Source organism: Algibacter sp. Ld11, from assembly GCF_045066735.1.
In the GTDB taxonomy this organism is placed as follows: domain Bacteria; phylum Bacteroidota; class Bacteroidia; order Flavobacteriales; family Flavobacteriaceae; genus Algibacter.
On sequence record NZ_JBISHH010000024.1, the window covers coordinates 47,587 to 69,388 of the forward strand.

Annotated in this window: 11 protein-coding genes; 5 read left to right on the forward strand and 6 right to left on the reverse strand. The window is 33.2% G+C overall.

The genetic code is table 11. The annotated features are described in order from the left end of the window. Window positions 1–104 precede the first annotated feature (104 nt). The 5 genes from ACJJV4_RS10730 to ACJJV4_RS10750 all read left to right on the forward strand — a co-directional run bounded on the left by ACJJV4_RS10730 (window position 105) and on the right by ACJJV4_RS10750 (window position 9,603). Window positions 105–3,245 (forward strand): UvrD-helicase domain-containing protein, encoded by a 3,141-nt coding sequence (locus ACJJV4_RS10730; protein WP_405294253.1) that lies wholly within the window; start codon window positions 105–107, stop codon window positions 3,243–3,245. A 461-nt stretch (window positions 3,246–3,706) separates the two neighbouring features. Next, window positions 3,707–5,101, forward strand: coding sequence for an OmpA family protein (locus ACJJV4_RS10735; RefSeq protein WP_405294255.1), 1,395 nt, complete (start codon window positions 3,707–3,709; stop codon window positions 5,099–5,101). A gap of 78 nt (window positions 5,102–5,179) precedes the next feature. Then, window positions 5,180–7,942 (forward strand): PD-(D/E)XK nuclease family protein, encoded by a 2,763-nt coding sequence (locus tag ACJJV4_RS10740; RefSeq protein ID WP_405294257.1) that lies wholly within the window; start codon window positions 5,180–5,182, stop codon window positions 7,940–7,942. A gap of 3 nt (window positions 7,943–7,945) precedes the next feature. Continuing rightward, entirely contained in the window at window positions 7,946–8,791 is an 846-nt protein-coding gene (locus ACJJV4_RS10745; RefSeq protein WP_405294259.1) for an alpha/beta hydrolase family protein, read from the forward strand. Between the two features lie 92 nt (window positions 8,792–8,883). Continuing rightward, window positions 8,884–9,603 (forward strand): NrtR DNA-binding winged helix domain-containing protein, encoded by a 720-nt coding sequence (locus ACJJV4_RS10750; protein ID WP_405294261.1) that lies wholly within the window; start codon window positions 8,884–8,886, stop codon window positions 9,601–9,603. Window positions 9,604–9,677: 74 nt separating this feature from the next. On the opposite strand, the gene ACJJV4_RS10755 is transcribed toward ACJJV4_RS10750, so the two are convergent. The 6 genes from ACJJV4_RS10755 to ACJJV4_RS10780 form a co-directional block, all read right to left on the reverse strand. Beyond that, window positions 9,678–11,717 carry a discoidin domain-containing protein gene (locus tag ACJJV4_RS10755; RefSeq protein WP_405294263.1) on the reverse strand — a complete coding sequence of 680 codons (2,040 nt, stop codon included), beginning with the start codon at window positions 11,715–11,717 and terminating at the stop codon, window positions 9,678–9,680. A 456-nt stretch (window positions 11,718–12,173) separates the two neighbouring features. Beyond that, on the reverse strand, window positions 12,174–13,106 hold the full coding sequence (locus ACJJV4_RS10760; protein ID WP_405294265.1) for a glycosyl hydrolase family 17 protein: 933 nt from the start codon (window positions 13,104–13,106) through the stop codon (window positions 12,174–12,176). Between the two features lie 4 nt (window positions 13,107–13,110). Next, a complete protein-coding gene (locus tag ACJJV4_RS10765) occupies window positions 13,111–15,450 on the reverse strand; it encodes an MFS transporter (RefSeq protein ID WP_405294267.1) in 2,340 nt (779 codons plus the stop codon). Window positions 15,451–15,496: 46 nt separating this feature from the next. After that, the gene (locus tag ACJJV4_RS10770) at window positions 15,497–16,951 is read right to left on the reverse strand and encodes a glycoside hydrolase family 30 protein (protein WP_405295401.1); all 1,455 of its coding nucleotides are present in this window, start codon (window positions 16,949–16,951) and stop codon (window positions 15,497–15,499) included. Between the two features lie 68 nt (window positions 16,952–17,019). Next, a complete protein-coding gene (locus ACJJV4_RS10775; protein ID WP_405294269.1) occupies window positions 17,020–18,264 on the reverse strand; it encodes a glycosyl hydrolase family 17 protein in 1,245 nt (414 codons plus the stop codon). 10 nt (window positions 18,265–18,274) lie between these two features. Next, the gene (locus tag ACJJV4_RS10780; protein WP_405294271.1) at window positions 18,275–21,724 is read right to left on the reverse strand and encodes a hypothetical protein; all 3,450 of its coding nucleotides are present in this window, start codon (window positions 21,722–21,724) and stop codon (window positions 18,275–18,277) included. Window positions 21,725–21,802 lie beyond the last annotated feature (78 nt).

The following is a 21,802-nucleotide window of genomic DNA, read 5'->3' on the forward strand; positions in this document are numbered from 1 at the left end:
AATATTTAATTTAATTCAAATTTACATATAAATCAGGTCAATTAAAAATAATAAATTGTTATCAACTCATCGATAGTTTTTATCTTGTATGCAAATTTAAATTCATGCAAAACAACCAACCTTTTACTATTTACAATGCCTCAGCGGGCAGCGGAAAAACCTTTACCCTAGTAAAAGCTTATTTAAAGATTCTATTTAGCTCGAACAAACCTTATTTATTTAAGAATATTTTAGCAATTACCTTTACAAATAAGGCAGTTGCAGAAATGAAAGGTAGAATTATAGACACCTTAAAACAATTTTCGGACAAAGACATCTTGACGTTAGAAAACCCAATGTTTTTATCCATTTGCGACGAATTAAATTTACACCCAGAACAACTGCATAACAAAGCTATTACATTACTCGAAAGCATTATACACAACTACGCGGCCTTCGATATTTCTACCATAGACGGATTTACACACAAACTTATTAGAACTTTTGCTCACGATTTAAAACTACCCTTAAATTTTGAAGTAGAATTGGATCAAGAATCCCTTTTACGTGAAGCCGTGGATAGCTTAATTTCTAAAGCAGGAACCGATACCGTACTTACTAAAGTATTAGTAGATTTTGCAATAGAAAAAGCAGACGACGATAAAAGTTACGATGTAGCCTTCGATTTTAATAAAATTGCAAAATTGCTTGTTAACGAGAACGATATTCCGTTTTTTGAAAAAATAAAAGACAAAACTTTAGACGATTTTAAAATTTTAAAAAGCAAGCTAAAAAAAGACATTCTAAAAGAAGAAGAATTAATTGCTAAAGAAGCACAACAGCTTTTAACACAGATTGACTCGGTAGGCTTAGAGTTTAAAGATTTTTCCGGAGCCTATCTCCCAAAACATTTTGAAAAACTAGCTAACAAAAACTTTAATGTTGCCTTTGGAAGTAAATGGCAAGAAAACATAGAAAACGGTACCTTATATCCCAAACGTGTTACTGCAGAAACAGCTGGAACTATTGATGGTTTACAACCCGAAATATTTTTTGTTTTTAATGAAACCAAACAAGCCATATTTAATCATAAATTCCTCAATGCGTTTTATAAAAACATTACACCTCTATCGGTTTTAAATGCCATAAATTCCGAACTTACCTTACTGAAAGAGGACCAAAATAAAATGCTTATTTCTGAATTTAACAGCATTATAAGCAAAGAAATAAAAAACCAACCTACACCGTTTATCTACGAACGTATTGGAGAAAAATTTAATCATTATTTTATTGATGAGTTTCAGGACACATCGGAAAGCCAATGGAGTAATTTAATTCCGCTACTGGAAAACTCTGTGGCTTCAGAAAACGGAACCACTATGCTCGTCGGTGATGCTAAACAAGCTATTTATCGTTGGCGTGGTGGAAAAGCAGAACAGTTTATAGATTTATTCAATAAAAAGAGTCACCCGTTCCCAATAGAGCAATTCGTTGATAATTTACCAGATAATTACCGAAGCTTTAAAGAAATTGTTGGTTTCAATAATAGCTTTTTTAAATTTATTTCTACTGAAATTTTTAAAAAAGAAGATTATAAAGACTTATACGAAAATGCAAATCAAAACATAAAAAAAGACCAAACTGGTTATGTAGAACTTTCCTTTTTGGATTTTGAAAAAGAAGACGACAAAGATGTTATGTTCCCAGAAAAGGTACTCGAAAACATTAAAAACTGCCTAGAAAACGGTTATAAATTAGAAGATATTTGCATTCTAGTTAGGAAGAAAAAAGAAGGGGTTGCTGTTGCCAATTATTTAAGCCAGCAAAATATCCCTATCATTTCATCGGAAACATTATTAATCAACAATGCACCCGAAGTTGTTTTCGTTAATGCCGTTATGGGCTATTTAACACAACCTAAAAATGATGAAATTAAAATTGAAGTTTTAACCTTTTTAGCAAAACTTTTTAAAGTTAAAGATAAACATGATTTTTTCTCGCAACACATTAAATTAAGCGTTTCAGAATTATTTAAAAGCTTTGAAGAATTCAATATTTTTATAAGTGGGGATACCTTATTACAATTACCACTTTACGATTTAGCCGAAACCATAGTTAGAAACTTTAATTTAGTTAAAACCTCTAACGCCTATGTTCAATTTTATTTAGATATTGTTCTAGATTTTTCTCAGAAAAAGGGATCTGATATTCCTGCTTTTTTAGAATATTTCGACAAGAAAAAAGAAAACCTAAGTATTATTTCCCCGAAAGGGCAAGATGCAGTGCAAATAATGACCATCCACAAATCTAAAGGTTTGGAGTTTCCTGTGGTGATTTTTCCTTATGCCGATTTAGACATCTATAAAGAAATAGAACCTAAAGAATGGTTAGAGGTCGATAAAGAAAAATACAATGGATTTTCCCATACTCTTTTAAATTTCAATAAAGATTTTGAGTTTTTTGGGGAACAAGGTCAGCATATATTTGAAAACCATAAGGCAGAACAAGAATTAGATAATATAAACCTACTATATGTTGCGCTTACACGCCCAGTGGAACAACTTTATATTATATCTAAAAATGATAGTGACTTAAAGGAAGAAGCAAAATCTAAAAAATACTCTGGACTGTTAATTAACTATTTACAATATAAAAACCTTTGGAGCGATACGGAGTTAACCTATAGCTTCGGTAATATTCAAAAAACATCTCAAGAAACAAGTTTATCGAAAGAAACCAATATTCAGCACGAGTTTATTTCAACCTCTAAAGAGCATCATAATATAAAAGTTGTAACAAAGTCTGGTTTTTTATGGGATACCACGCAAGAAGAAGCCATTGAAAAAGGAAATTTAATTCATGATATTATGTCGCATATTGAAACGCTAGACGATGTGGAAGTAGTAATTCAAGATTTTGTTTCAGCCTCAACTATAAACCCCACACAAGCTAAGGAATTAAAACAACTCGTTTTTCAAATAGTAAACCACCCAAAACTAAAAACATTTTTCGCAAAGGAAAACAGTATATATAATGAGCGTGATATTATAACTAAAGAAGGTGTTATTTTAAGGCCAGACCGCATAATAATAAGCCCAAATAACCACGCAACTATTCTGGATTATAAAACAGGAGTTGAAGACAAAAAACATGCGCAGCAATTACAAGTTTATCAAGATGTTTTAACAAGCATGCATTTTTTAGTTAAAGAGAAATTTCTGATATATATAAATGAAGGAATTGAAGTAAAATCTTTAACTATTTAATTGGTAAATGTTAATTTTATTTGTTGTCAAATAATGTTAAATTATTAAAACCTAATAATTTCCAATAACAAAACGTTTCTCTACGTCTTCTTGTTAATTAATACTTATAAAAACTTAAAAAACGACATATTTAATTGATTTTCGGAATTTTAAATAACCCCAAACTATCTCGTTTTGCTGAAAAAAAGTAAATTTTATTGCTTTTTTTGGCTTTTTTTAGAATACTTTAAAAAAAAGTTCACATTTATAAATAAAACATAATATTTAACCAAAAAACAAGGTGAGACAATGTTAATACAGCAATTGCCCGCTATACAAATTTGTTAAATTTAAAGCAAAATACGGCCGTAGTACCGACGAATTACACTACTGTATGTATTTTTTATATATTTGTCTTTGTTAATAAGATATAACAACTTACTTTTGTTCACAATTAACACTTAAAATTTAAAATTTTGAATATGAAAAATCTTAGCAGATTATTGTTCGCTATGTTGCTTGTACTTGGTTATAGCAACGTTAATGCGCAAGACAAAAACAATCCATGGCAAATAACCATTGGTGTAAACGCAGTAGATGCTTATCCTTCTGGAGATGGTAGTCTTTTTGCTGGAGGCGGTTTCGCGAGTGACTCTTTTGGAGACGAATTCGGTAACGCTTCTGACCACTGGAACATTTTACCTTCTTTATCAACTATTTCTGTATCGAAATATTTAAGCGATGGTTTCTCTTTTGGAGTAACAGGGTCTTTAAATAAAATCGAAAAATGGGGAGATATTAGCTCAAACCCAGATGTAGAAAATAACGTTGATGATTTATCATACTACGGTGTTGATGGTACAATTAAATACAACTTTTTAGATGGAACTACAATTGATCCTTTCGTAGGACTTGGTGGTGGTTACACTTGGATTGATGAAGTTGGTGCTGGTACTTTAAATGGTACTTTAGGTTTAAACGTTTGGTTTAACGATAACATTGGTTTAACATTACAAACTTCTTACAAACATGCGTTTGAAGATTACTTAGATACTCACTTCCAACATACTGCTGGTATTTCTATCAAATTTGGTGGAACTGATACTGACGGTGATGGTATATTTGACAAAGATGATGCTTGTCCAGATGTTGCTGGTTTAGAAGCTTTCAACGGTTGTCCTGATACTGATGGTGACGGAATCGAAGATAGCAAAGATACTTGTCCAAACGAAGCTGGTACTGCTGAATTTAACGGTTGTCCTGATTCTGACGGTGATGGTGTAGCTGATAAAGATGATAACTGCCCAACTGTTGCAGGTTTAAAATCTTTAGCTGGTTGTCCTGATGCTGACGGTGACGGTGTAACTGATGCTGATGATAAATGTCCAGATGTTGCAGGTCCTGCAGCTAACAAAGGATGTCCTTACGCTGATACTGATGGTGACGGTGTTTTAGACAAAGATGACAAATGTCCAGAAGTAAAAGGTACTGTTGCAAACGCTGGTTGCCCAGAAGTTACTGCAGCTGTTCAAAAACAATTAAATGAGTATGCTAAAACTATCTTATTTGATACTGGTAAATCTTCTATCAAAGCACAATCTGCTGCTGTATTAGGTGATATCATCAATATCTTAAAAGAATACCCAACTTCTAAATTTACAGTTGAAGGGCACACTGATAGTGTTGGTAGCGAAAAACTTAACCAAAGATTATCTGATTCTAGAGCTAATTCTGTAAAAGAATACTTAATTGAAAACGGTATCAATGCATTTAGATTATCTGCACTTGGTTATGGTGAAGCTAAACCAATCGACTCTAACAAAACTAGAGCTGGTAGAGCAAACAACAGACGTGTTGAAATTAACTTAGCTAAGTAATTAGATTGAGTTAACTTTAAATAAAATAAGTTTACAAAAAACGCTTCGGATATCCGAAGCGTTTTTTATTTTTATAAAATGATAACAACCTTCATTTTTGATGTTTTAAACGATTTAAAAAAGAACAACTACAATCTTTCTAAAGTCACTTTTGTTTTACCTAGTAAAAGAGCCGGTCTCTTTTTAAAACATCAACTAGTCCATGTTATTGAAGACACGATATTTGTTCCAGACATTATTAGTATCGAAGAATTTGTTGAAGATCTATCCGGACTTAAAACCACATCGAACACAGAATTACTTTTTGAATTTTACAACAGTTATTTAGCACTTACAAAAAAAGAAAATCAAGATACTTTTGAATCCTTTTCTAAATGGGCCCAAATATTACTTCAAGATTTTAATGAAATTGATCGCTATCTAATTCCTCAGGAAAATATTTTTAACTACTTAAGCGACATTCAAGAATTAACACATTGGTCTGTTGAAGCAAACCAAACCGAGTTTGTTAAAAAATATTTACAATTTTGGAATAAGCTTTACACTTATTACAAACACTTCACAAAAGAACTTTTAAATAAAAACATTGGCTACCAAGGCTTAATTTATAGAAAGGCCGAAGAAAATTGCGACACATATATAAATAACCTTACCGATAAACAACACGTTTTCTTAGGTTTCAACGCTTTGAATACAGCTGAGGAGAACATTATTCAACAATTTTTAAAAAGTGGCTTAGCGAAGGTTTATTGGGATATTGATAGCATTTTTATAAACAACCCAAAGCATGACGCTGCACTCTTTACAAGGCTTCACAAAAAAAACTGGAAACATTTCGAAAACCATCCCTTTGAGTGGGTCACTGACAACTATTCCAAAGAAAAAAATATCAATATATACGGTGTTCCAAAAAATATAGGGCAAGCCAAATACATTGGTACACTCCTAAAAAATATAGAAGCCGAAACAAAATCACTACAAAGCACAGCTGTTATTTTAGGTGACGAGAACCTATTAATTCCAGTACTAAATTCTATACCACAGTCGGTAGAAGCTCTAAATATTACTATGGGATTTCCGTTAAAATCCATTCCATTAGCATCGCTTTTCGAAAACTTGTTCCATATTCATAAAACTTCGGGTAACGCCTTTTATTTTAAAGATATTGTTAAGGTTTTATCTCATCAATTTGTTCGTCCCTTATTTTATATTGACGACATCGATTATGCAGCCAAAATAACAGAAACTATAGATAGCAATAACTTAGTATATCTTACTTTAAATCGTTTAAAAGAAATAGGTAAACACTCTGAAGATATACTAGATTTATTATTTTCAAACTGGAATACCTCTATAGATTTGGCGCTAAAAAATTGTGGTCACATCATTTCAAAAATAAAAACGTTTTTAGACAAAAATAAGGACGCCAATTTACTTTCTTTAGAATATTTATTCCGGTTTAACGAGCTGTTCAATGCGCTAGCTTTATTAAATACTCAATACAACCATATTAAAGATATCTCGACACTGTTTGGTGTTTATAAAGAGTTATTAAGTTCGGAAACGTTAGATTTTCAAGGAGAACCTCTACAAGGCCTTCAAATTATGGGTATGCTAGAATCGCGAGTTTTAGATTTTGAAACCGTAATTATTTCATCCGTTAACGAAGGTATATTACCGTCAGGAAAAAGTAATAATTCGTTTATTCCTTTTGATGTAAAAATAGAAAACAAACTACCCACGTATAAAGAGAAAGACGCCGTATACACGTATCACTTTTATAGACTTTTACAGCGTGCAAAAAACGTATATATACTTTATAACACTGAAGCTGATGTACTAACTGGCGGAGAGAAAAGTCGTTTTATAACGCAACTAGAACTTGAAAACATCCACAGCATACACCATGAAATTATAGCGCCACATGTACCTGTAATTATACCCGAATTAAAGGTAGTGGAAAAAACCGAAGACTCACAAACAAGATTAAAGGAAATAGCTGCTAAAGGATTTTCACCTTCCTCCCTTACCAACTACATTAGAAACCCCATAGACTTTTACTACCATAAAATTCTAAAAATAAAAGAGCACGACGAAGTAGAAGAAACTGTTGCCGCTAACACTCTAGGAACTGTTGTGCACAACACACTCGAAGATTTTTACAAACCATTAGTAAACTCATACCTATCGGTTGACATTGTTAAAAAACTTAAAAGCCAAATTAACGAAAAAGTTACCTTTCATTTTAAAAATGAATTCAAAGAAGGTGACATTACCAAAGGAAAAAATCTTATTATTTATGAAATAGCAAAACGTTATGTTTCAAATTTTTTGGATTTAGAAATTGAAGATTTAAAGGCCGGGAATAACATAAAAATAATTACCATAGAATCTAACAACAACGTTTTAATAGAAATTCCAGAACTAGATTTTCCCGTAAAATTGACAGGTAAAGTCGATCGTGTAGACGAGTATAACGGTGTTACCAGAATTGTAGATTATAAAACTGGTCGAGTTGACTCGGGTAAAGTTGAAATTGTAAACTGGGAAGATATCACAACAGATTACACCAAATACAGTAAAAGTTTTCAGGTTTTGACTTATGCTTATATGATGTTATTATCCAACGAAATTACACTTCCTGTAGAAGCTGGTATTATTTCATTCAAAAACTTAAAAGCCGGATTTTTAAAATTTTCTAAAAAGGATAAATCCGGTAATGGCGCTAAAAAAGATGCGTTAATTACTCAAGAAACGCTTGATGATTTTTACATAGAATTGAAAACCTTAATCTTAGAAATCTGTAATCCCAATATACCATTCACTGAAAAGGAAGTTTAATATATGATCTCAACCGAAAACTACATTATAAAAGGAAAACACCAAAAACCTATTTTAATCGACACTCGTTTTTTAGCAGAAAACACAAACCTCCCAATAATTATTTTTTGCCATGGCTACAAAGGGTTTAAAGATTGGGGTGCCTGGAATTTAATGGCAGACGCTTTCGCGAAAGCTGGATTTTTCTTTATAAAATTTAATTTCTCTCATAATGGTGGTACTATAGAACAACCTATTGACTTTCCAGATTTAGAAGCCTTCGGGAATAACAATTACACGAAAGAACTAGACGACTTGGCTTCAGTTATGGATTGGGTTTCATGCGAGAAATCATTAAAATCCATTGTAGATATAAACAGCTTATCTTTAATTGGACATAGCCGTGGTGGTGGTATTGTTTCAATTAAAGCCGAGGAAGACGCAAGAGTTACCACAGTAATCAGTTTAGCTGGTGTATGTGATTATGAAAAAAGAACAGCAACTGTTGGTGGTTTAGAAAATTGGAAAAATACTGGCGTGAAATATGTTTTAAACGGACGAACAAAACAACAAATGCCACATTTCTATCAGTTTTACGAGAATTTTATTGCCAACGCAGATAGATTAAATATTAAACGTGCGGTTTCAAACTTAAAAATACCGCACTTAATAATTCATGGTGATAATGATACAAGCGTGCTTATTGATGAAGCAGATAAACTTCATGTTTGGAACCCTAAAAGTGAACTCAAGATTATAACAAATGCAGATCACGTTTTTAATGCCAGACACCCTTGGGAAGTTAATACTATACCGAAAGAACTTCAAGAAGCTATAGATTTCTCTGTTTCATTTATAAAAAATAAATAGAACTATAACTCCATTAAAATTAACCTCATCCAAAAGATTTAAATATGCTCTTAAGTTGTATTTAGTTAACCGTATTTTTTAAATTTGTTTTTATGGATAACAATAACTTACCATTAAATGATTTCTATGCACCTGAACGCCGTATATACGTGGCTACGGATTGTATTATTTTTGGTTTTGACGCAGGTATTTTAAAATTATTGGTTTTTGAAAGACGTGTAGAACCATTTAAAGGTACCTTATCTTTAATTGGAAGTTTTGTAAAACCTAACGAGGCAGCAAATGAAGCCGCTAGACGCGTTTTAAAAGAAATTACAGGCTTAGAGAACATCTTTATGGAAGAGTTGAAAACCTACTCTAATATTGATCGTGATCCAGGCGCTCGCTGTATCTCTATAGCGCATTATGCATTAATGCGTATTGAAGATTACGACAAGGAACTGGTTGCTAAACATGATGCCATTTGGTATGAGGTTGACAAACTCCCTAATTTAGTTTTAGATCATGATTTAATGATTGAAGATGCACTAAATAGGTTACGCCGCAAAGCAAGGTTTTATCCTATTGGATTTGAGTTATTACCTAAAAAATTTACCATTCCACAGTTTCAAAACTTATACGAAGCTATATTTCAGAAAACTCTAGATACTCGAAATTTTAGAAAAAAATTAATGTCTTTAAAATTGCTTATTCCTTTAAATGAAAAGGATAAATCAGGCTCCAAAAAAGGCGCTTTCTTATATAAATTTGATTACAGAAAATATAAACGACTAGAACAAAAAGGGTTTAATTTCTCATTATTCAAAAATTGAACACAAAAAAAGGCTGAGAAATAATTACTCAGCCTGTTATAAACTTAACTAACAAAAATTAAATTACTTTTTCTCTATTTTTTTATTAGCTTCAAACTACTTGTTCCTTTTGCTGTTTTTATAATTGCAAAATATAAACCCGTTTTTAAACTTGAGGCATTTATAGTTGCTTCTGCTGTATTTGGAGCAATTGATATTACATTTTTCCCTAAAACATCGAAGACTTTAATAGTTGTCATGTTTTCTGATTTAGCTTTAATAGTCCAACTATTTTGAGTAGGATTAGGATAAATATTATAAGCAGTCACATCCAAATTCTCTATACCTAAGGTACAAGCGTCACCAACGGTATAATTAAAATATTTAGTTACGCCAAACCCTCCATCTGCCCAAGCAAATTTAACAGCATAACTAATATCTTCACCTGTTGAATAGCCAGTTAAGTCTATGGTAGCCTCGGTTTCTACAACTGTCATAGCAGTTTCTGCAAACGGATCTTCTTTCCAAGCATATGCCACAATACCAACGGCTCCTGACTCCAATAATTCAAAAGTCATTCGAACATCTCCATTTTCTAATGTTTCAAATTTATAACTATATCCTCCGTTAGAAAACATACCTTGCTGAGCATCTGTTGAAGTACCATTACATGACGTGTTTGAATCTACCGAGAAATTTACGGTATATGTTTTTGTGGTTACTCCATCTGCACCAGTGACAACAATATTGGTTGTTCCAGGGATTTGAGAAGCAGGAGTTACAACAGCTGTTGCACCTACATCATTAGTAGTAACGGTTACCGTAGGAACAATTACAGTCTCAGGAGCTACACTTTCAATATAATCTATAGTATTAGCGCTAAAATTGCTTATGGTAGCACCATCAATTTGTAAATCACTTAAATCCGCATCAGTCCCAGGAACAATAGGTGCTTTCCAAAAATAAATATTATCTAAATAAATATCAGATGGAGAAACTCCCCCTTGTCCATCAAACTTCAATTGAAAAACTGAATCCCATGTCATTCCCGTAAAACTTGCAATAGGCAAATCTACACTACTCCATGACCCATTTATAAGCGCTACAGGAACTAAAACTTCTCCAGGACCTGTTCCGTTATTAATAGGAGTTACTTTTACGTCTGTAGCATTTGCCGTCCAAATATCTACATGCAAGTACTCCATTTCAGAAGCATCTTGAGTTGTTAGTAACGTACCTTGATAATTAAAATTTGTATACGCCATTGCAAAGTTTGTTCCTCCGCCCGTTGGATCGTATGTTGCATTTACTGTACCGGATTGTCCCCAACCTGGATTATAATTTGTAGCAACATCACTATAAGCATCACTGTATATAGAAATTACATCTGCAGCTAAATGGCTCGGAGACGGAGCATCTGTTGTCGGCGCTGTTGGAGGTGCTATAAAAAACGAAACCGTATATGTTTTTGTAGTTGTTCCATTAGATGCAGTAACTACCACTGTAGCATCGCCTGGTATTCCAGTGGCTTGAGCAATTACAGCTGTACCATCAACTGGTGTTGCAGAAGTAATGGTTGGAACTACTGTTGTTCCTTCTGGCAAACTATAATCATATTCTTCAATACCTGATGAGAAATCGCTAATTGTAGCAGTATCCACTTGTAAATCACTTAATCTAGCATCTGTTCCTGCAGGAATTGTTCCATATACTTCAAACTCGTAAAGACTATAGCCATATACCGTACCGCGTACCGTTCCATACATTCTTACATATCGTCCTGCTCCCGTAACGATAAGATTATCTTCTCCACCATCGCCAGTTGTTTCGGTGTATACAGTAGTATATGCAGTAAACGACATATCATCAGATATTTGTATTTCATAGGCACTTCCAAATGCACCTTCCCAATTTAAAATAACTTGGGTGATATCATAGGTTGCTCCTAAATCAATAGATATCCATTGTGGATCTTCGGAAGCGGATTCCCAGCGTGTACCAAGATTTCCATCAATAGCATTGCTCGCTGCTTGATTTTCTGTCGATCCCATTGCTGATCCACTAAGTGCAATGTTCTGTGATTGAGCAAATGCAAAAAACATTAATGCAATAAATAATAATGTAATTTTTTTCATAATAAATTATTTAGAATTAGTTATTCGTAAAAATAACACCCAATATTTATTAATTTATCATTTTAATAGGCTACAAAAAACATACATCTCAAAATAAACCTTTATTTTTTAAACAATTACCAATACAACTCAAGCTCCACAACGAACAACGATTAGAAAAGAAGAGAAAACAAAAACTAATAGTTTGAGCCTATTTTAGCTTATGTTGTGGTAATGTTGTAGTGTTTTATTATTTGTAAATCAATAAGTTACAAAAACAACATAATAAACAAAGATTTTACCTACAATTCTTTGCTATTGTTATTTGTAGATAAATCATTTTGATTTACGAGGCCATCTAGAATAGTCTTGTATTTTTTATAATACACAAGACTATCTAAATCTATAATTAAAAAAATTAAATTGAGAAAAAACGACATCATTTTATCGTTTAGAAGTGCGATACAATGACTAATATTAAAGCCTTACAAATGATTTTACTTTATCTAAAACGATAGATTTTCTATAGTATTTAGGTCGTTCATTTTTGTCCCATAAACCCCAATACGCACCAACATCACCTTCAGTTCCTACTTTCCAAGATTCATCGAACGATGAAAAATAAAACATGTCTATATCTTCATCTTTAGACCACTGTTGGCTATTTATAAAATACTTCATTGCATTTTCATAAGATGGCTGAGCGCCTTCCAATCCCGAGCCCTGACTTGGCCAACCCGTTTCGGTAATAATCACTCTTTTACCCTTGGCTGCCTTTTTAGCTTTATAAAACATATCCTTCATATAAAGCAAAGCATATTCTTGGCTACAACCTTCCCAAAACGGATAACAATTTGCTAAAATAATATCGCAGGCATCTGTTATTTTAGGTCGATCTACAAACTCGTAATATGCATCTACATAACCTACTGGAATATCGGGTATGGCCTGCTTGACTTCATTTATAAAGGTTAAAAGTTCCGCTTCAGATAGGTCTTCTCTATACATAACCTCATTTCCAACGGCCGCAATATCAACAAATCCATTTTTTGCAAGTTTTATAAGTCCAGCAACTTCCTTTTTATTAATCTCAGCATCATTCCCCAACCAAGCTCCTACAAGCGTGTTAAACCCTAATTCTTTCGCTATTTTCGGTATTAACTCATTGCCATCAGTACAAGAAAATGTGCGAATGCATTTCGTATAAGGTTTTAGAATTTCTAAACGCCTCCTTATTTGGGTTTCACTTAGAATATCTCCTACTTTCTGACCTTCCTCATATGCACTAAAACAAATACCATGTATACCCGCTTTAAGCACCCTTTGCAATGTGTTTTCTAAACCTTTTATAGTTTTACTTCCTAAAGCACCTCCAGAAAGGGACATAAGATTTTCTTTTCTGTATGACATGGCTTTAGTTGAACTTTAAGTTTTCATTTTTATCCCACAACCCCCATCGTTGGCCTACGTCTCCTTCATTATGAACTTTCCAAGACTCATCAAAAGTTGAAAAGTAAAACATTTCAACTCCATTTTGATTTGCCCAGTTATTAGTCTTCACAAAGTACTTCATTGCATTGTCATGTGATGGCTGCGCTTGTTTAGTATTATCTCCCTGACTTGGCCAACCTGTTTCTGTAATAATAACAGGCTTACCATTTGCAGCTATTTTAGTTACCTCAAACATCTTTTTTAAATAGGCACTTGTTTGATCAATATCACAACCTTCCCAAAAAGGATAGCAATTTGCCAAAACAACATCGCATGCCTCAACCAATTTAGGGCGTTCGCTAAACTGAAAATAAGCATCAACATAACCAACAGGCATGTTCGGCAAGGCTTTTTTCACTTTGGAGATATATTCTAAAATAATTTTTTCTGATAATTCTTCTCTAAGCAAGACTTCATTTCCAACAACAGCAATATCGACATGGCCAGCTTTTGCCAACTTAATTAAACCATTAATTTCTCTATCGTTTTTATCTTTATCGTTATCAATCCAAGCGCCAACCATAGTCTTTAAGCCTTTTCTGCGAGCTGCCACAGGGATATACTCATTGCCATCTGTACAAGAAAAAGAACGCACCCATTTAGTATAGGGTGCAATAACATCCATACGCTGTTCTATTTGTTGCTCCGTCAACTCATCTCCAATATTCTGACCTTCTAAATACGGACTAAAACAAAATCCGTGAGCACCATGGTTCAAAGATTTTGAAAATGCTTGAACTAAATCATATGTCGTTTTCGAAGTCCAATCAATATCCATTTTAGAGTTTATTCCTAAATCAATATTTTTAAACGATAACAACTTATCTGTTTGATAATATGAACTTGATTTCTTATTGTTTTCATTTGCTCGTTTATCGAGTTCTTCACGAATTTCACCTGCGCGCTTTTCTGAAACATCATAATTTCGCATAACATACATAGCTGCCAATGTACCCAAAATAGGAAGTCCAGAGAAAAAGAACCTTAAACCATCTATCGCTCCTTCTGGTTGAGTTTCGGCACCAGAATCGAAACCAACAGAACTCATAATAACACCACTTAATCCGCCAGCAATAGCAAAGCCAAATTTCACCATCCACCAGTAAATAGCTCCAAAGGTACCTTCTCTTCGTTTACCAGTATTTAGTTCGTCTAAATCAATAACATCAGCCGTCATCGACATCATTAAAACAAATAAACTACCAATTCCAAAAGAGAAAAATGGTAAAGCAAAAATAAACATGTAAGGCTTGCCAGGAATAAATAAAAACCACAACATAATATAACCAATAACCGATATGCCCTGGGAGTATATAAAAGCTTTCTTCTTACCTATTTTTTTCGACATCCTTGTAACAATTGGTATCACCATAAAAGTAGTACCAAGAGCACCCAAACATCCAAAAAGAGTTGGCCATATACCAGCGGCAGCCGCATTACCATCAAAAAGATGATATACAATTATAAAGAAAGAAAATGCAGCAATAGTGTTAAAAGCATTAAAAACTAAAAATGTTGCAATGCAAAGTTGTCTAAATGGTTTTATTTTAAAAGCCTCTACAAAACCGTATAATATTTCTTTAAGGCTTCTGCCTATATTTTTAAAGTTAAGGGGTGAATAATCTTCATTTAAAGTTGATTTACTTTTAATAAATATTGCAGGAATCATAGCAAAAATCATGCAAATAACACCTACCCAAATAGCTAATGTTCTAGTAGCAACATCTGCCGAAGGAAATAAATCGGGATCGTACATGATAACCCAAAACCATGGTGCAATAACCCACGCCCACTGCCCTATCCATTGGGCTACAGCCATAATATTTGTGCGTTCATGGAAATCGTTACTCATTTCGTAACCCATAGCTACGTACGGCACACTAAAAATGGTAAGCCCTAAATAGAATACAAAAGACCATAAAAGAAAATACATGAAATTATAATCGATACCACTATCTCGATATAGTTGCCACATAATGATGAACGAAATTCCCATAATTATAGCACCTATAAATACATACTGTCTACGACGTCCCCAACGCGATTTCGTATTATCTGAAATAAAGCCCATTATTGGGTCTGTTATTGAATCAAAAATTCTTGGCAGAAAATAAATAACACCCCACATCCATCCTGGAAAACCAAGATCTTGCACGAGAACCACCATAAAAATACCCAATACTGCAGGAAACATTTGGTTTGCGAGCATCCCTATTCCAAAAGCAACTTTTTGGCCAAACGGCACTTTATTTATCTTAGACATAATTTATAGTTTTTGGTTAGTTGGATTTTATCAATTACAAGGTGCGCTATTCAGGAATAACTATAGTCTGAATTGCTTTCTCATTTATTGTTATACTGAAAGATTGTTCTCCCAATACTACTTCAAAATTTTTAGCTACGTCACCTTCATTAAACAAAACTATAGCAATAGAACCGTCTGGATTTTTAGCAGCTGTAGCCATTAAATCCTTATCTGTATTATCTAACGCTATTACTTGTGCATTAGGCCTAATGTACTTACTAAAGTGAGCCATAGTGTAATAAAGCGGTGTAAAGTAAACCTCATCGTTATCAGGATCCACAATTACAGGAGCCACACACCAGTTCTTGAACCAGTTTGGTCCGCCTTGGCGATCTAGCACCATATTCCAGTCTACCCAACCATCTACCCAATTGTTTAAACAACCAATAATATCACGGGCATAGCGATTAACAGGAGCATATTTTGGGTGTAGATGTTTATCTTCTTCTGGAGCCCAATCATATCCCCAATCGGTAGCTTCTTTTTTCCAGTACCAAGCATCATCTTTCCAAACAGGAACTTGAGAATCTATACAACCTTCAGTTTCGATTAAATATTTATTTGGTGCTTTATTGTGTGCATATTGTAATGCTTCTGGGAAATAATCATATGTACTCTCGTACCAGTGAATTGCTGTACCATGGAAATATTTAGAAGATGCTTCATCTCTATACATTTCATCCACCCACTCTTTAAGCCCTGCGCGGTTTTGGTCGTAGCCCAAAATAATTTTATCACCGTAACCATCTGCTTCAAGTTTTGGCCCCAAATGAAACTCTACAAAATCGGTCATTTCCTTTGGAGAAAAGTGCATACTTTCCCAGTTATTTCCATTTCCATGTGGCTCATTTTCTACAGTAAAACCCCAAATATCAATGCCTTCAGCTTTATAAGCCTCGATATATTTTGAAAAAAACAAGGCCCAAGTATCATAATATTCTGGTAATAACTTACCTCCAACCCAATGGTTATTATCTTTCATCCATGGCGCTGCCGTCCAAGGTGATGCAAAAATATCGAAACCATCTTCTGAAATAGCCAAGGCATCTTTTATCATAGGAATTAAATCATCTCGATCTTCTTCAATTGTAAAGTGTTCTAAATTTTTATCACCTTCTACTGGCGTATAAGAGTAGTTTGTTAAAGAAAAATCGCAAGAATTCATGTGCGTTCTTGTTAAAGAATAATTCGCACCTTCTTTCGCGAAATATGCTTTTAAAATAGTGTCTCTATTTTTCTTGCTTAATTTATTCAATAAATATGCTGAAGATTCAGTAAAAGCGCCACCAAAACCAGAAATAGTTTGTAAAGTTTGCTCAGGTCTTAAAGTGATAAGCACCTTATCTTCATCTGTTTGAAAATTATTAATTCTAGTTAATTTATTTCCGCTAGCAGAAGTTTCATAAACTTCAAATTTTATCGATTCCTTTTCTTTAGAACAACTTGAAAATAAAATCATTATCGCAAAAATTATGAGGGTGTTAATCTTTTTCATGTCTAATTATTTAATTAAGTATTGGTAAAAATTTATTTTACCGGTACTAATACGGTTTTTAATAAATCGTTTTTATTTCCATTAAATGTTTTTGTTATGGCATTTCCATTTCTTGAAAGGCCTTTAAACACACCAGAATCCACCAAATCCCAAAGTGCATATTTTGCTTTTCCATCGATAGTAAATAATCCAAAGTAATTTTCTGACCCTCCTGGGTTTTGAGCATCTTTCCAGTTTTCATCAAAAGCTTCAAAATAAAAGCACGCCATATTTGCTTCTTTGGTCCAATTACGCATATGCTTGTAATACAGCGCTTCCTTATATTCGTCTGTTGCTTTAGAACCTTCATTTCCATAAAGCTCATTTGTTGAAGATGCCCAACCTGTTTCACCAATATGAATAGGCTTATTAATGCCTAGGCTTTTCATATAATTAAAAACACTATTATATTGAGAAATGGCATATTCTTTAGCTTTTAGCATAGCTAAATCAATTTTATCTAAATCTGACAAACTATCAGACTCTTCACCTACACCCCAAAAAACGGGATTGTAATGTGTATCATGCATAGGGTATGTATGCATAGAAATGTAATCTACTGCATTGATCAGCTTAGTTAAATCTTCAACATGATATTCACTGTCACCACCGCCCCAAGAGGCAAAATTATCAGAGCTAGTTATCCATAAATCTGCTGGTAATTTTTCATCTTTCTTTAGATCTTGTAAATGGTTTACCCACTTTAAAATAACACCGGGTTGCACATAATAGCTAGCCGCCCATTTTACCATAGCTTCATTACCCACTGCAATTACTTTAACAATATCAGGATATTGGTTAGCAAGGTTTATAGCTCTGTTTATTTCACCTTTGTTATTCTCAAAATCTTCAATATTATGGTTTGGCGTTTTATCTGTCCATGCATTTTGGCAATCTATCCAAGCACCAAGCATTACATACATTTCGAAATTTGAATCTTCTTCTTTTAATTCGCTAATGGCTTTTAATAAGTTTGGAGCTTGTTGTAATTGCACGTTATAAGTCCGCAATATTTTTACACCCATTGCAGAAAGCAATTTCATGTCTTCTTTTAACTCTAGAATGCTAGGCTGAATATCTCGCGTATTTACACGATACCCACCATATGAAATAGCCAAATAATTTGGATCTCCAAGAATATCTGCCGCGGTTTTTTGTTTTACAGCCTGTGGCTTATCATTGCATCCCAAAATCATAAATACTGTAAAAAGAGTTATAATTATTTTTAATTTACCCATTACCTCATTACTATTTACTTACCGAAACTCTAATTAAATTAACAGCTCCACGACGTTCAAAAATGGATTTTGAAGTTTCTAAATCAATACTCATATCACTAAAAACCAACTCCTTATTGTCATTAAAAATAACAGAAACACCTTCCTTTTCAGAAATTTCATAAATCACTGGTACTTGGCAATATGTAAAACATAATGCACCTGATTTAAGATCTACAGATTGATTTTCTTTATTAATATTTGTGAAATTAAAAGTTGATGGTGTTTGTAAAAACTCTTTAGTTTGCAATAAACGAGGGTTAAATACTATTTTCCCTTCCACAACAAACACTCCTAATTCTCCAAAACGACTTAGTACATCTTCCTTTACTTGCCCAGTCATTCCGGGTTGCTGCGCTCCTTTTGTTGCAGGTGTGTGAGAATAGGGATCGGTTGAAAACGCACCATACAATTCTGGTGATTTATGCACACCAATACCTGCATTAATTTCGTAATAATGATCTAAAAGTCTACCAATTACTGCTTCATCTTCCTTGCTATTTATAGCCAACAAGCAATTCTCCTGAACGGCTAATGCTAATTTAGAAACCATATGCCAGTAAATTGAGCCTAAACCTTCGTATCCAAAGAAAGTACCTGAACGACCTGTAAAGGATTTATGATCGAAAATATCTTCAAAAGTTTGAAGTAATTTTTCAGTATCATCTTTAACCAAAGCTTGATAGTTTTCATCTAAATTATCTAAAGCATCTTTTAAACTATTTGCATTATTAAAATTGCCATTAAAGTGATAATTACCTAAAAAGTCTTGCTCTATAATTTGTCTATTTCCATCGGCTACTAACTGCTTTAATAAACTTGAAGCTTCCACTTTTTCTGAAGGAATGTTATTCTTTTTATCAAAACGAGGTAACTCTTTATTTGGATATAAAATATAGCTGTATTGATCTTCTCTAAACAGAGCACTGCTTTTTAAACCATCTAACAAACTTAAAGCCTGCTTTGGCGATAAGTAACCTGAACTAAGCGCCGCCACTTGACCTTCTAACATTTCGGATAAATACGAAATAGAAACCTCATCATTATTTTCAACCGTCATTAAGTTATAGGCGTGATACATATTATCGGCACGTTTATTAGCATCGATTGTATGTTGCAAATAAGATTTTGTTATTTGAATAAACTCTAACAACTCATACTTACGCAGCTTAGATTTATCACTAGAAAAACCATTTTCGTAAATAGTATTCCTGTACTTACTGCCAGCTAAACCTAATCCGTCGAGTACCGTTTTTCTATCTTTATCTGAAACTTTACCAGAAATTATATTTTTATTAGTTTGAAATGTTTTAACCACTTCATTAAAAAAAGTAGCCAATTCCGAAGAAACCTCTACTTCTTCCGTTTTAGATTTTGCAATAATATTTTCAAAGAAATTTAAAAATCTGTTTAAATAATATAGTGTAACCATAGAAACACCATTACCCACCAATGCGTTATTAGCATCGTTCCACTCTGGACGCTGGGTGTTTAACCAAATACCACCTTCTGGTATAAAGTTTGATACTTTTGCCAAAACAGTGGCTAATAATTTTTCTATTAGATTTACTTTATAAATAAAGAAGTTTTCATCTCTTAATAAGGCCCCATCGGCACCTAACTCATTTCTTTTTTCGCGAATTTTAGCATCTAATTCGTAATCGAAATCAATAGTGTCTTTTGGATGCTTAAGTATATCCTCATAACTCTTTATTTTATAAGGTACATTGGCATATACAAAAATGTTTTCTGAAAAACGTTTTTCTAATTGATTTGGATAATACTTCTCAATAAACTCTAGGAATTTTAAAAGATATATTATTTGATGATCTCCCCAATAGCCAATGTAAGACCACGGATCGTTTTCTTCAATAGCTTCCCAGTCAAACCCGCCTTTTGTAACACGGTATGGGTTGTAACCTTCAAATGTTGTGGCATTTAAAAACTTATGAATCATCCCTTCAATAAACTCAGGATATGAGTGTGCTAAAGCTTCCCAGTTTTGGAAAATATCTCTCCAGTTTCCTTCGTAATCCAAAATTTTAGATCCATCTATTTCACTTTGTGTGTTTATAGAAAATTTATTCCACGGTCTACTAGGGTCGCCATGACGACGACTAAATTTAAGCGGTAAATATTCAAAACAAAGTCTTTTAAAATTTTTGTCTTCGTCTTGTTCTGCAATGTTTCTAATATCGTGCAACGTAAAAAGTTCTGGCAATGTATTTAATACATCTTGCTTTTTCTTAAAAACCTTTTTGTTTGCGTGAGCTATATATTTTACAAAGTCTTGTTTTTCAATTTTATAATCATCGTCAAAAATTCCTCCTCGCATAATATTAAATAATGTATTTGCGAAATGTCTAGAATTTATTAAAGGATCATCAGTTAATTGTAAACCATCTGCCGCACCAGATAATGCCAATAATTTTTTGGTGCCCTCCTCAATATCGTTTTGAACTAATGCTTCAATGTTATCTTCGTTTTTGATAAGTTCAGAAACTTTAACAACATCTGTAATAGATTGATTTACATTAGCAACAAACATCCAACTTTTTTCTGATGATGCGGCCATTGTTAAATCTGAAGAAATAAAATAAGCGCCTTTTTCGGCCTTTACATCAACTTCTTCTGTAATCGCTTCGCCTTTTCTAAAATTGTATAATTGGCGAGATGATAATAAATGTGATGGATTTTCCATACCTGAAGACCATACCACGTTTGCTTTTAAAGCTTCACTAGGCTCGGCTCTATCGACTATAACAGCACTTAAAGCAAAAATACCCACTCCCGATTCGGTTTGTAATTCGCTCTTTTTGTAAGCGTCTACAAGGTTAGAGTAACTGTTTTGCATAGCAGAACCTATTAGGCTCGGCAAAATGTTCTGCAAACCATCTAACACCGTTATTTTTAATTCTTTGCCAGAATTGTTTTCTAAAGTAGATTTTTTCACAAACCCAAACTGACTACTAGAACTCCATTGGTATCTAAACGTAAGTTGCAAATCTCTATTTACTTCTTCAAAAATTACTTTATTTCCAAAGCTGTTTTTGTATAAATTGCGAGTTGTTCTGTAAAGTCCCGTTTGTCTTTCTGAAAATGGCTCCCATACATAAGCTTTACCTTTTATATGAATTTGAAAAATGGTTTTACTTCCCGTAATATCAGCTAGTTCCGTAATTTTATCATCTGTATAATATGGAAAAAGTGCTGATTCAGCATTTTTTCTTCCAGCAGTTAAACCTCCATTACTAGAAATAAACATCCAATGGTTAGAATCACTAACAATGCTCATAAAAAACGGACGCATTTTATCGCTATTCGAGATTTTAAAATACGTTTCACCATTAAGTTTTACTAACTTAGAATCTATGGTATGTTCTTCTGAAACAAACTGATTATCTTTTTCTATCTTACTCATTACTTCTACTGGTATTAAAAAGGTATTATGTTTAATTAAAAACATGTAAAACAAAAGGCCGGTTTAGAGATGTTTTCC

Bases quoted from the DNA above. Each gene is read 5' to 3' on its own strand.
- ACJJV4_RS10730 (WP_405294253.1), top strand. From the start codon at position 105: ATGCAAAACAACCAACCTTTTACTATTTACAATGCCTCAGCGGGCAGC.
- ACJJV4_RS10735 (WP_405294255.1), top strand. From the start codon at position 3,707: ATGAAAAATCTTAGCAGATTATTGTTCGCTATGTTGCTTGTACTTGGT.
- ACJJV4_RS10740 (WP_405294257.1), top strand. From the start codon at position 5,180: ATGATAACAACCTTCATTTTTGATGTTTTAAACGATTTAAAAAAGAAC.
- ACJJV4_RS10745 (WP_405294259.1), top strand. From the start codon at position 7,946: ATGATCTCAACCGAAAACTACATTATAAAAGGAAAACACCAAAAACCT.
- ACJJV4_RS10750 (WP_405294261.1), top strand. From the start codon at position 8,884: ATGGATAACAATAACTTACCATTAAATGATTTCTATGCACCTGAACGC.
- ACJJV4_RS10755 (WP_405294263.1), bottom strand. From the start codon at position 11,717: ATGAAAAAAATTACATTATTATTTATTGCATTAATGTTTTTTGCATTT.
- ACJJV4_RS10760 (WP_405294265.1), bottom strand. From the start codon at position 13,106: ATGTCATACAGAAAAGAAAATCTTATGTCCCTTTCTGGAGGTGCTTTA.
- ACJJV4_RS10765 (WP_405294267.1), bottom strand. From the start codon at position 15,450: ATGTCTAAGATAAATAAAGTGCCGTTTGGCCAAAAAGTTGCTTTTGGA.
- ACJJV4_RS10770 (WP_405295401.1), bottom strand. From the start codon at position 16,951: ATGATTTTATTTTCAAGTTGTTCTAAAGAAAAGGAATCGATAAAATTT.
- ACJJV4_RS10775 (WP_405294269.1), bottom strand. From the start codon at position 18,264: ATGGGTAAATTAAAAATAATTATAACTCTTTTTACAGTATTTATGATT.
- ACJJV4_RS10780 (WP_405294271.1), bottom strand. From the start codon at position 21,724: ATGAGTAAGATAGAAAAAGATAATCAGTTTGTTTCAGAAGAACATACC.